Genomic DNA, 11,158 nt, shown 5'->3' with positions numbered 1-11,158 from the left:
CCGCCATCACCCAGATGGACGACGTCACCCGGCAGAACGCCAGCCTGGTCGAAGAGTCCGCCACGGCCGCCGCCAGCCTCAGGGAACAGGCCGAGACGCTGGCCCGGCTGGTGGGTACCTTCAATCTGGGCGACCCGGCCGATGCGCCGGTCGGGATTCCGCATCACGGCGGCGTCCCGCCGGCCGCGCCACGCCTGCTGGCCGCGCCGGCGTAAAGATCCGGCCCGGGCTCGCCGGGCCGTCCGGACGCGGCAAGGGGCTTGGCCGCCGGGACGGCGGCCAAGCCCCTTCCTACGTCATCACGCCGCCGCCTGCGCCTGCGTGCGCAGGCCGATGTGGGCCAGGGCCTCTTCGACCTGATCGATCAGCACCAGGCACAGGTCGCCGGGCTCCAGAACGCCCAGCGCCGTATCGATGGCCAGGAATTCGCCATGGATTTCCTCCAGGCGGCTGACGCGCCGGGCGCCCGACAGCCCCTGGCGCAACAGGGCCAGGACCTCGCCGTCCTCGCGGCCGCGCTGGCATTGATCCTGGTACAGGATCACCGTATCGAACACGTCCCCCAGGATTTCCGTCTGGCGGCGGATGTCCTGGTCGCGGCGGTCTCCCGCCCCGCTGATCACCACAGTGCGCCGCTTGGCCGGCAGCGCTTCCACCGCATCGACCAGGGCCAGCATGGCATCGGGGTTGTGGCCGTAGTCGGCGATCACCATGGCTCCCCGATAGTCGAACACATTGAAGCGACCCGGCACGGTGGCCGCGTCATTGACGAAGGATGCCAGGCCCGCCTGGATCTGCACCCAGTCCACGCCCAGCGCCCAGGCCGCGGCGGCCGCCGCCATGGCGTTTTCCACCTGGAACGGCAAGGTGCCCCCGCGCGTCAGCGGCACGGCGGACAACTGGATGCGGGTTTCGGTGCCGCCCTGGAAGAACACCAGATCCCCCTGGTCCACGAACACCACCCTGCCCCCCTGAGCGCGATGCGTCTCGATCAGGGGATGGCGGGCATCGCGGGCGAAATACGTGACCTGCCCCGGACACGAAGCCGCCATGCCGGCGACGACGGGATCCTGGGCATTGAGGACCGCCATGCCCGAAGGCGACACATTCTCGACGATCACGCGCTTGACCACCGCCAGGTCTTCCACCGTGCGGATATAGTTCAGACCCAGGTGGTCGCCGATGCCGATGTTGGTCACCACGGCCACGTCGCAGCGGTCGAAGCCCAGGCCCTCGCGCAGGATGCCGCCCCGGGCCGTCTCGAACACCGCCATGTCCACGTCGGGGTGCAGCAGCACATTGCGGGCGCTGCGCGGCCCGCTGCAATCGCCGGTGTCGATGCGCCGGGCGCCCACGTAGACCCCGTCGGAATTCGTCATGCCCACGCACACCCCCGGCCGGGCGCACAGATGCGCCAGCAGCCGCACGGTCGTGGTCTTGCCGTTCGTGCCCGTGACCGCCACGACCGGAATGCGGCCGTCATCGCCGGGCCCGTACAGCGTATCCACCATGGCGGCGCCCACATCGCGCCCGGTGCCATAGGACGGCGTCAGGTGCATGCGCAGGCCCGGCGCGGCGTTGACTTCCACGATGCAGCCGGTTTCCGGCGTCAGCGGCTGGTAGACGTCCCGCGCCACCAGATCGATGCCGCAGACGTCCAGCCCCACCATGCTGGCTGCCATGACGGCGCTGGCCGCCAGTTTGGGGTGCACCTGTTCCGTCACGTCCGTCGCGGTCCCGCCGGTGCTGAGATTGGCGTTGTTGCGCAGCACCACGCACACGCCCTGGGCCGGCACGGAATCCGCCCGGTAGCCCTGGCCAGCCAGCGTATTGAGCGCCGTCTCGTCCAGCTGGATGCGGGTCAGCGAAGTGCCGTGGCCTTCGCCGCGCAAAGGATCCTGGTTGATCAGGTCCACCAGCTGGCTGATGTTGAGGACGCCGTCGCCCACCACCTGGGGAGGATCCCGCCGCGCGGCCGCCACCAGGCGGTCGCCGACCACCAGCAGGCGGAAATCGTGCCCCGGGAAATAGCGCTCCACGATCACGCTGGACCCGTGTTCGCAGGCCACCGCATAGGCCGCCAGCACCTGTTCGCGGCCCTGCACGTTGCAGGCCACGCCCTTGCCCTGGTTGCCGTCCTGAGGCTTGACCACCACGGGTCCGCCGATCTCCTGGGCGGCCCGCCAGGCGTCGTCGGCATCGGCCACCACGCGGCCCTGCGGCACGGACACGCCCGCTGCGGCCAGCAGCGATTTGGTCAGCGCCTTGTCCTGGGCGATGGCTTCGCCGATGGCGCTGCTGGCATCGGTTTCCGCCGCCTGGATGCGGCGCTGGCGGCGCCCCCAGCCGAACTGCACCAGGCTGCCGTCGGTCAGGCGGCGATAGGGAATGCCGCGCCGCACGGCCGCCTGCACGATGGAACCCGTGCTGGGGCCCAGCCGCACGTCTTCATACAGGGCCTTCAGCTGCGCGACGGCATCCGCCAGATCGAAAGGCTGGTCCAGCAGGGCCGCGTGGCACAGCGAACACGCCAGGTCGAAAGCCAGCCGGCCGACGGATTCCTCGGCGTACTCGACCACGACCTGGTATTCGCCCGGCGTCTGGGTGGCCGCCGTGCGGCGGAAAGCCACCGGGCAGCCGGCCACCGCCTGCAGGCTCAGCGCCGCCCCCGCCAGCACGTGAGCCAGGGAATGGTCGGCCGCCGCCCCGGTCGGGCGCTGGATATCGATGTCGGGAAAGCGGACGCGCAGGCGCGTCTCGAACGCATCCAGATCGTCGATGGCGCATTCACTGTCCGTGCAGGACACGATCGCCTCGATCGCCGTCTGCCGGCACCACACGTTCGGCCCACGCAGGGCGCGGATTCGAGAGACTTCCATCTTGAATTACCTCGCTACCCAGGTGCGCAGCCCAACCCGGATGTGTTCAATGTCCAGGCCCAGCGCCCAGACGGCTCCAAGGGCGGCCAGCACGCTGGCCAGATCGTCCTGCAAGGGCTCCATCGCCGGATCCGACAGATCCGCCACCGGGATCTCCACGCCTTTTTCCACCAGCACCAGGCTGCCGTCATGCGCGAAGACGGCCCGCCCGCCCGCGGCCAGGTGGGCCTTCAGGGCGTCGCTCTGGGGCTGCAGGCCATACAGGGTGACGTCGCCGTCGCACAGCGGCGCGAGGCTGACCGCCGCCGCATCGTCGGCGTTGAGCACGGCCGTCCCGCCCGGCAGGACCACGTCCACCTGGGTGCGGAAGATGCGTTGCAGATGTTCCGGTTCCACCATGTGGAACTCCGGCCACGTCAGGCTGGGATCGATGCCCGTCACCACGCCGACCTGGCAGCGGTCGTAGGCCAGGCCTTCGCCCAGGATCACGCGGCCGCCGTTTTCCAGCACGGCATAGTCCACCGCCCGGTTCAGCAGCACGCGGCGGCCGGCATCCCAGTGCGCGGCATCCTGGGCGCCGACCTGCTCCTGGCCCAGGAACAGGCCATCGGCCGAAGCCTGGCCCACCACCTTGCCCGTCAGCTGCAGCAAATGGGCGATCAGGCGCACCACCGGCGTCAGCCCCCGGCTGCCGCTGACCCCCACCACCGGAATCCGCCCGTCTTCCGGAGCGGGGAACAGATATTCGACGACGGCCTGCCCCACCGGGCGCGGCTGCCCCCGGGCGGGCTTCAGATGCATGAGCAGGCCGGGACCGGCATTGACTTCCACGATGGCGCCCTGCTGCTCGGCCAGGGGCCGGGAAATATCGCGCGTGACCAGGTCGATGCCAGCGATGTCCAGGCCCACCACCCGCGCCGCCAGGGACACGAGTTCCGCCACGTCGGGATGCACTTCGTCCGTGACGTCGATCGACACGTTGCCGCTGCGCTGGATCATGACGGCGCGGCCCCGTTCGGGCACCGCCTCGCCGCTCAGGCCCTGGCGGTCGAGTTCCAGCCGCGCGGCGGAATCCAGGCGCACAACGTTCAGGGGGTGGTCCTCGTCCCGTCCGCGCCGGGGATCGGAATTCAACTGGGATTCGATCAGCTGCAGCACGGTCGACACGCCGTCGCCCACCACCATGGCGGCCTCGCCGCGGGCGGCGGCCACCAATTTGCCGCCAACCACCAGCAGGCGGTGTTCGTCGCCCTCGATGAAGCGTTCCACCATCACGCCGCTGCCCTCGTCCACCGCCACCGCGTAGGCGGCCTCGATCTGGGCCTGCGAGGTGAGGCAGGTGAAGACGCCCCGGCCGTGGTTGCCGTCGGACGGCTTGACCACCACGGGCAGGCCGATGTCCTGCGCGGTTTCCCAGGCATCGGCGGCATCGGCCACCAGTTGGCCTTCGGGCACCGGCACGCCGCAGGCCTGCAGCAGCTGGCGGGTCAAGTCCTTGTCGCGGGAAATGCCTTCCGCGATGGCGCTGGTGCGGCTGGTTTCCGCCGTCCAGATGCGGCGCTGGCGGGCACCGTAGCCCAGCTGCAGCAGATTCGCGTCGCTCAGGCGGATGGCGGGAATGTCGCGGTCATCGGCGGCATCCACGATGCAGGCCGTGCTGGGCCCCAGGCCCAGCGATTCCGCCAGATCCTTCAGATGTTCCACGGCGCCGGCCACGTCGAAGGGCCGGTCCTCGATGGCCGCCATCACCAGGTCGCGGGCGACATACAGGGTTTCGCGCGTCAGGGTTTCGTACCAGGCCCGCAGAATGACCTTGTAGACGCCGCGCAGCGACGTTTCCCGCGCTCGCCCCAGGCCGCCGGGCATGCCCGCCAGGCTTTGCAGTTCCAGGGTGACGTGTTCCAGGATGTGCGCCGGCCAAGTGCCTTCGCGCACGCGCTGCAGGAAGCCACCGCGCTCGCCGATGCTGCAGCGGTGCTCGATCAGCGAAGGCAGCCAGGCGCTCAGGCGCTCGTAAAACCCGGGGATGACGTTGGAGGGATAGTTTTCCAGATCGTGGATGTCCACGATCGCTTCGATGACGGGGCGATAGGCCCAAATGTTCGGCCCCCGCAGATACACCATATTGAGAATCTCAATATTCTTGTTTTCCATGAGCGAACCATGTCAAAAGGGTCTGGCCGGGGGGCCGAGTGCCGCCGAGATCAGGCGCCTTCGTAGTCACGCCTGTCGAACAACGGCACACATCATAATCTTGCGCCGTTGCGCCGCACAGAAAAACCGTTGACGATTGTGACGCCGGCGCAACGGTATTCGCATGTTCGCAGCGATTCCGATCTATATTCCTGCTGTCTGACAGATCTTCCTATCTCTCCCCAGCCCATCATCCATGCAGGATCCCATTCTCGAATCCTCGGCGGCGGCCGCCTGCCCGCCCGGCCTGCCCGCCGCATGGCACGACACGCTCTCGGCCCAACTGGCGGCGGACGAGCATCCGCTGGAATGGCTGCCGCTGAACCTGGATGGCCAACTGCAGTACGCCGACAGCCTGCTGGTCCTAACCGACCGCCGCTGGCTGTTCTGCGGCGCCGACGCGCAGTCCTGCCGGTCCTGGCCGCTGCGCCCCGACCTGCACCTGAAACTGCAGGATCACGCCGGCGTGGGCAGCCTGGAGCTGGTGGACGAACACGCCCGCCTGGCGCGCTGGCGCTACACGATGGACAGCCATCCCCAGGCGCTGCGGCTGCTGGCCCGCCACGAATCCCTGCGCCAGCCATCGGACGACGCGCCGCCCGCGCCCGCCGCGGACATCGCCGCCAAGGACACGCAGCCGCCCCGCGCCAGTTCGCTGTTTCGCCTGTGGCGCTTCGCCCGCCCCTACCGCCGGCAACTGGGCATCGGCCTGGTCCTGACGCTGATTTCCACCGGCGCATCGCTGGTGCCGCCGTACCTGACCATGCCGCTGATGGACGACGTGCTGATCCCCTTCCAGAACGGCGAGCCGATCCACTGGAACCTGGTGACGCTGTATCTGGGCGGGCTGCTGGCCTCATCCCTGGTCGCCTGGGCCCTGGGCTGGGGGCGCAGCGCCATCCTGGCCTGGGTCAGCGAGCGCATCGGCGCCGATCTGCGCACCAGCACCTACCAGCACCTGCAGCAGCTGTCGCTGCAGTATTTCGGCGGCAAGCGCACGGGCGACCTGATGGCCCGCATCGGCTCGGAATCCGACCGCATCTGCCTGTTCCTGTCGCTGCACCTGCTGGATTTCTTCACCGACATCCTGATGATCGTCATGACGGCGGCCATCCTGCTGTCCATCGATCCCTGGCTCGCGCTGGCGACCCTGGCGCCCCTGCCCATCATCCTGTGGATGATCCACTGGGTGCGCGACCGGCTGCGCCACGGCTTCGAAAAGGCCGACCGCGTCTGGTCGGAAATCACCAACGTGCTGGCCGACACCATCCCCGGCATCCGCGTGGTCAAGGCCTTCGCCCAGGAAAAGCGCGAAGTCGCGCGTTTCCGCGAGGCCAACGACCGCAACCTGGCGATCAACGACCGGGTCAATGCGCTGTGGTCGCTGTTCACGCCCACCGTCACCCTGCTGACGGAGCTGGGCCTGCTGGTGGTCTGGGTGTTCGGCATCTGGCTGGTGTCGCGCCAGGCCATCACGGTCGGGGTCCTGACGGCGTTCCTGGCCTACATCAGCCGGTTCTACGTGCGCCTGGATTCCATGAGCCGCATCGTGTCCGTGACCCAGCGGGCCGCAGCCGGCGCGAAGCGCATCTTCGACATCCTGGACCACGTGTCCAGCGTGCCGGAACCCGCCGAGCCCCGCCCCATGAACCAGATCCGGGGGCGCATCGAACTGAGCCGGATCGGTTTCCGCTATGGCAACCGCAGCGTGATCCAGGACCTGAGCCTGGACATCGCCCCCGGCGAAATGGTCGGCCTGGTGGGCCACAGCGGCTCGGGCAAGAGCACGCTGGTCAACCTGATCTGCCGCTTCTACGACGTGTCCCAGGGCGCCATCCGCCTGGACGGCATCGACATCCGCCAGTACGCGATCAGCGACTACCGGCGCCACATCGGCCTGGTGCTGCAGGAACCCTTCCTGTTCTACGGCAGCGTGGCCGAGAACATCGCCTACGGCCGCCCCGACGCCAGCCGCGCGGACATCATCGCGGCCGCCCGCGCCGCGCACGCGCACGAATTCATCCTGCGCCTGCCGCACGGCTACGATTCGCTGGTGGGCGAGCGGGGCCAGGCCCTGTCGGGGGGCGAGCGCCAGCGCATCTCCATCGCCCGGGCCATCCTGATCGATCCGCCGATCCTGATCCTGGACGAGGCGACCTCGTCGGTGGACACGGCGACCGAAAATGAAATCCAGAAGGCCCTGGACAACCTGGTCAAGGGCCGCACCACGATTTCCATCGCCCACCGCCTGAGCACGCTGCGCGAGGCCGACCGCCTGGTGGTGATGGACAGCGGCCGCATCGTCGAGATCGGCCGCCACGACGAACTGCTGGCCCGCGAAGGCGCCTATGCGCGCCTGTACCAGGCCCAGCTGCAGGGCGCGCTGCCGCCGTCGCGCGCAACCGGGCACTCCGCCCACGAGGCCGATGATGATTCCGATTCCTGAGCACGACACGCCGCCGGCCGCCGACCCCGCACCGCCGGGTCCGGGCGCGACGTCCTCGTCTTCCGCCGCGGGGATGCCGCGCCCGGCGGACTTCACCCTGTCCCGGGACAACTTCGGCCGCCTGCTGCTGTCGCGAACGGGCCGGCCCGACGTGATCGTGACCCCCGTGCGCAGCTTCCCGATCAGCGCCCCGGACGAAAGCATTTCGCTGGTGGACGCCCAGGCCCAGGAACAGGCCTGGGTGGACCGCCTGCAGGACCTGCCCGAAACCCCGCAGCGCCTGATCGCCGAAGACCTGGCCCAGCGGGATTTCAAGCCCGAGATCCTGCGCATCCACCGGGCATCGGGCTGGGCCACGCCCAGCCGCTGGGACGTCGTCACGGATCGCGGCCCCGCCGTGCTGACCCTGAAAAGCGAGGACGACATCCGCCGCCTCTCGGCCAACACGCTGCTGATCGCCGACGCCTGCGGCGTGCACTTCCTGGTTCGCGACCTGGCCGCGCTGGATCGGGCCAGCCGGAAGATCCTGGATCGCTTCCTGTAGGGCTCAGAAGCCCAGATCGAACGTCCCGGGCCGCACGCAGCGCACAGCCTCGCGGGACGCGTCGATGCAGCCGCCCTGGTCGTAGACGCCGGCCGGGTCACGCAGACGCATCATGCGATCGAGTATCCGGTTCGTCGCCAAGGGGTCGGCCAGCGTCTCGGCCACGCGGGCTTCGACGATGGACTCGTCCATCCAGGCCTTGGCGGCCGCATCCTGGCGCAATCCATGCCGCCAGTGATGGATTTCCACGCACTTATACGTCAGGGTATAGGGCTGGTCGGGCTTCCAGAAATTGGTGAAATGCCCCTGCCCCAGGTAGAACACCCAGGATCCTTCGTAGCCCTCGACATTGGCGGAAGGCTCGTGCGGGTTACGAAACCACAGGCGGTCGCCCGGCACGTAATACCGGGGCGGCAGCGGCGCCTGCAGCGACCCGTATTCATGCAGGAAGGCGTCGTGAAACGGGCCTGACTGGATGGCCTTGCGCTGCCACTGGGCCTGCAGCGCGGCCAGCGCCGCCGGATTGCTGACCTGCAGTTCCCGCGCCATCGCCAGGAGCAGCACGTATTCGGTCGCCCGGTAGCAGGAAAAGGAATACAAGCGACCGGACACGTCCGGCCACAGCGTCTGTTCCAGCGACGGGATCAGTTCATGTCCCGGCAGCAGGATGAAGCCGGTCTCCTCGGACCAGCGCCAGCAGTCCGGGCGTTCGGCCTGTTCGGTATCGAAGGCCAGCACAGTGCGCCGTCCGGCCTGCACGATGAAGCGCCGCAGCCGCACGGCGGACTGCCATTCGTCCAGGCTGGGAAAATCGAAAGGGACGGGGGACAGCAGCAGCGCCGCCAGGATCTCGGCGTCCAGGTCGCGGTCGCTGTCGTCGGGGGACAGGCGCAGCGACTGCGCCAACCCAGCGGTGTCCAGATCCGCGGCCTGCGGCCACGACAAGCGGAACCGCTGCCAAGGTCCCCACGCATCGACGCCGGCGTCCTGCTCGATCAGATCGCCCAGGCCATGATCCGACAGCCAGCGCCGGCAGCGCGCCTGCAGGTCTTCGGACCAGGCCCCGCCGACGCGAACGCCGGCGATCAGGGCGCCGGAATCCGGCGCAGTGGCGGGAACAGCCGCCGCCGCTGACGCGACCGGGGCGGTTGAAGCAGACATCGGCATGATCCCACCTGAGAGGGAAAAATCCAGTGGATGATTCTACTGCCGGAAAGCGCGCGCGGCTGTTGGCTGGAAGAGACAGAGGCGCCTGATTTCGCAGCGGAGTCTCAGCGGCCCAGCGCCTTTTCGATCTTCTTGTCGGTGTTGTACTGGCTGAGCGCATACACGGCCCAGATGGCCGCCGGGATCCAGCCGATCAGGGTGATCTGCAGGATCAGGCAGACGATCCCCGCCAGGGGGCGGCCGATGGTGAAGAAAGCCAGCCAGGGCAGAAGCAGGGCGATGAGCAGGCGCATGGGGCGTCATCCGACGGTGATTGAAAGGGTCAGTTTAATTCACGCGGCGCGGCGCCAGCGCCGGATGCAACGCTGGTTCCCGGGCCGGGGGAATCGGATTCGCGATGGTCCCTGGCCCGTGAGCCGGTCGCCGCCCGGCGGAAAGCCAGGCTCAGGTCTGGTCCTGCACGGGCGCCGCCGGGCCGTTCGCCTTGACCGATTCGATGCCTTTGTCCCGGGCAGCCGTAGTGGGATACATCTCGCTGGTGCCGATGACTTCGCCGTTGGTCGCGGTCAGGGTGAAATAATGCGAACCGTCCTTCGCCGTCAACCGCCCGTAGCGCGCATCGCTGGGGGAGTTCTTCCGGACGGACTCGATTCCCCCCTGCGCCGACGCCTTGCTGGCATATCGCTGGCTGGCCAGAATGACCTGGTGGTTTCCGGACCTGAGATTGAACAGGAACTTGTCACCGCTGGACTTCAGAATGTATTCACCGCTCATGGCTTTGACTCCAAGTCGTGCGGACGCGGAATACGCCCGCCAGGGGGTACGGCCTGGAAACTATACCGCGAAAGCGGGCCAAGCCCGGCAAACCCCGATACAGATACACTAGGGCGGCAAGCTCATCCACAAGGTCCGCCCGGGATCCGCGCCATCTTCATGCACATTCTGACTCACAGCCTCTTGTCCCTCGTCCTGCTGCTGGCCCTGGCCTGGGGGCTGACCGCGCTCTGGATCCAGGCGCCCGGCGGGCACTGGCTGCGGCTGGTCTGGATGGGATTGTGGGCGGCCAGCGTGTGCGCGGGGCTGGCTTCCCTGTGGATCCAGCACCGCTACGCCGTGCCGGCCCGATGGGCGCTGGGCGCGGCGGCCATGATCCTGGCCGCCTGGTGGATCAGCCTGGCGCCCTCGAATCACCGGGACTGGGCCGACGACGTGGCCCGCAGCCTGACGGGCCGCGTCCAGGGTTCCGTGGTCACGCTGCGCAACGTCCGCAACTTCGACTGGCGCGGCGAAACCGACTACACCGTCCGCTGGCAGGATGCATCCTACGATCTGGATACCCTGCAGTCCGTGGACATGGCCCTGTCCTACTGGATGGGGCCGGCCATCGCGCACACCCTGGTGTCCTTCGGCTTCAGCGACGGGCGACACCTGGCGTTTTCCGTGGAAATCCGCAAGGAACGCAAGGAATCCTTTTCCGCCGTCGGCGGATTCTTCAAGCAGTTCGAACGCAGCATCGTCGCCGCGGAAGAGCGCGACATTCTCTACGTGCGCGCCGGCCCGCGCGAAGAACGACTCTTCCTGTATCCCGTGCGCATGCCCCAGGCCGCGATGCGCCGGCTGTTCCTGGCCTACGTGGACAGCGCCAACCGCCTGGCCGACGCCCCGCAGTTCTACAACACCCTGACGGCCAACTGCACAACCCTGGTCTACGACATGGTCCGGCCCATCGTGCCCGGCCTGCCCATGGACATCCGCCTGATCCTATCGGGGTACCTGCCGGAATACCTGTACCGGCATCACGGCCTGGACACCAGCCAGCCGCTGAGCGTCTTGCGCGCGCAGGCGGATGTCACGCAGCGCGCGGCGCGGGCCGGGCCGGTGGAGGATTTCTCGCGGCGGATTCGGCAGCCGGAATAGCGGGTGCCAGCC

7 protein-coding genes and 2 pseudogenes are annotated in these 11,158 nt (G+C 68.4%); 4 read left to right on the top strand and 5 right to left on the bottom strand.

The window, feature by feature from the left end:
• Window positions 1-215, top strand: a pseudogene (locus tag Q0263_RS01205) (hypothetical protein); the annotation flags it as partial.
• Window positions 216-299: 84 nt separating this feature from the next.
• On the opposite strand, the gene cphA (Q0263_RS01200) reads toward Q0263_RS01205, so the two are convergent.
• Together cphA (Q0263_RS01200) and cphA (Q0263_RS01195) are read right to left on the bottom strand one after the other, a co-directional pair.
• The gene (gene cphA, locus Q0263_RS01200; RefSeq protein WP_298012520.1) at window positions 300-2,879 is read right to left on the bottom strand and encodes a cyanophycin synthetase; all 2,580 of its coding nucleotides are present in this window, start codon (window positions 2,877-2,879) and stop codon (window positions 300-302) included.
• A gap of 18 nt (window positions 2,880-2,897) precedes the next feature.
• A pseudogene (gene cphA / locus Q0263_RS01195) lies at window positions 2,898-5,033 on the bottom strand (cyanophycin synthetase); the annotation flags it as partial.
• A 235-nt stretch (window positions 5,034-5,268) separates the two neighbouring features.
• On the opposite strand from cphA (Q0263_RS01195), the gene Q0263_RS01190 reads away from it, so the two are divergent.
• The gene (locus tag Q0263_RS01190; protein WP_298012518.1) at window positions 5,269-7,518 is read left to right on the top strand and encodes an ABC transporter ATP-binding protein; all 2,250 of its coding nucleotides are present in this window, start codon (window positions 5,269-5,271) and stop codon (window positions 7,516-7,518) included.
• Window positions 7,502-8,062, top strand: a complete 561-nt coding sequence (locus Q0263_RS01185) for a DUF1854 domain-containing protein (RefSeq protein WP_366140657.1) — start codon at window positions 7,502-7,504, stop codon at window positions 8,060-8,062. Before Q0263_RS01190 ends, Q0263_RS01185 begins: the two co-directional genes overlap by 17 nt.
• A 3-nt stretch (window positions 8,063-8,065) precedes the next feature.
• Here Q0263_RS01185 and Q0263_RS01180 read toward each other — a convergent pair whose 3' ends face one another.
• The 3 genes from Q0263_RS01180 to Q0263_RS01170 form a co-directional block, all read right to left on the bottom strand.
• On the bottom strand, window positions 8,066-9,223 hold the full coding sequence (locus tag Q0263_RS01180) for a hypothetical protein (protein ID WP_298012515.1): 1,158 nt from the start codon (window positions 9,221-9,223) through the stop codon (window positions 8,066-8,068).
• A 110-nt stretch (window positions 9,224-9,333) separates the two neighbouring features.
• Complete coding sequence (locus Q0263_RS01175; protein ID WP_298012513.1) at window positions 9,334-9,522, bottom strand: YqaE/Pmp3 family membrane protein; 189 nt, start codon at window positions 9,520-9,522, stop codon at window positions 9,334-9,336.
• Window positions 9,523-9,673: 151 nt separating this feature from the next.
• Complete coding sequence (locus tag Q0263_RS01170; protein WP_298012511.1) at window positions 9,674-10,003, bottom strand: YegP family protein; 330 nt, start codon at window positions 10,001-10,003, stop codon at window positions 9,674-9,676.
• A 159-nt stretch (window positions 10,004-10,162) separates the two neighbouring features.
• Here Q0263_RS01170 and Q0263_RS01165 point away from each other — a divergent pair, with 159 nt between their 5' ends.
• Entirely contained in the window at window positions 10,163-11,146 is a 984-nt protein-coding gene (locus tag Q0263_RS01165) for a DUF4105 domain-containing protein (RefSeq protein WP_298012509.1), read from the top strand.
• The last annotated feature ends 12 nt before the right edge of the window (window positions 11,147-11,158 follow it).

The sequence above is a fragment of the uncultured Castellaniella sp. genome, assembly GCF_937988725.1.
Taxonomy (GTDB): Bacteria; Pseudomonadota; Gammaproteobacteria; order Burkholderiales; family Burkholderiaceae_B; genus Castellaniella.
The sequence above is the reverse complement of the archived record's forward strand: the minus strand, read 5'-3'. Positions and strand labels throughout refer to the sequence as shown.

Excerpts from the sequence above, each read along its gene's own strand:
- Q0263_RS01170 (WP_298012511.1), bottom strand. The coding sequence starts at position 10,003 with ATGAGCGGTGAATACATTCTGAAGTCCAGCGGTGACAAGTTCCTGTTC.
- Q0263_RS01175 (WP_298012513.1), bottom strand. The coding sequence starts at position 9,522 with ATGCGCCTGCTCATCGCCCTGCTTCTGCCCTGGCTGGCTTTCTTCACC.
- cphA (WP_298012520.1), bottom strand. The coding sequence starts at position 2,879 with ATGGAAGTCTCTCGAATCCGCGCCCTGCGTGGGCCGAACGTGTGGTGC.
- Q0263_RS01190 (WP_298012518.1), top strand. The coding sequence starts at position 5,269 with ATGCAGGATCCCATTCTCGAATCCTCGGCGGCGGCCGCCTGCCCGCCC.
- Q0263_RS01165 (WP_298012509.1), top strand. The coding sequence starts at position 10,163 with ATGCACATTCTGACTCACAGCCTCTTGTCCCTCGTCCTGCTGCTGGCC.
- Q0263_RS01180 (WP_298012515.1), bottom strand. The coding sequence starts at position 9,223 with ATGTCTGCTTCAACCGCCCCGGTCGCGTCAGCGGCGGCGGCTGTTCCC.
- Q0263_RS01185 (WP_366140657.1), top strand. The coding sequence starts at position 7,502 with ATGATTCCGATTCCTGAGCACGACACGCCGCCGGCCGCCGACCCCGCA.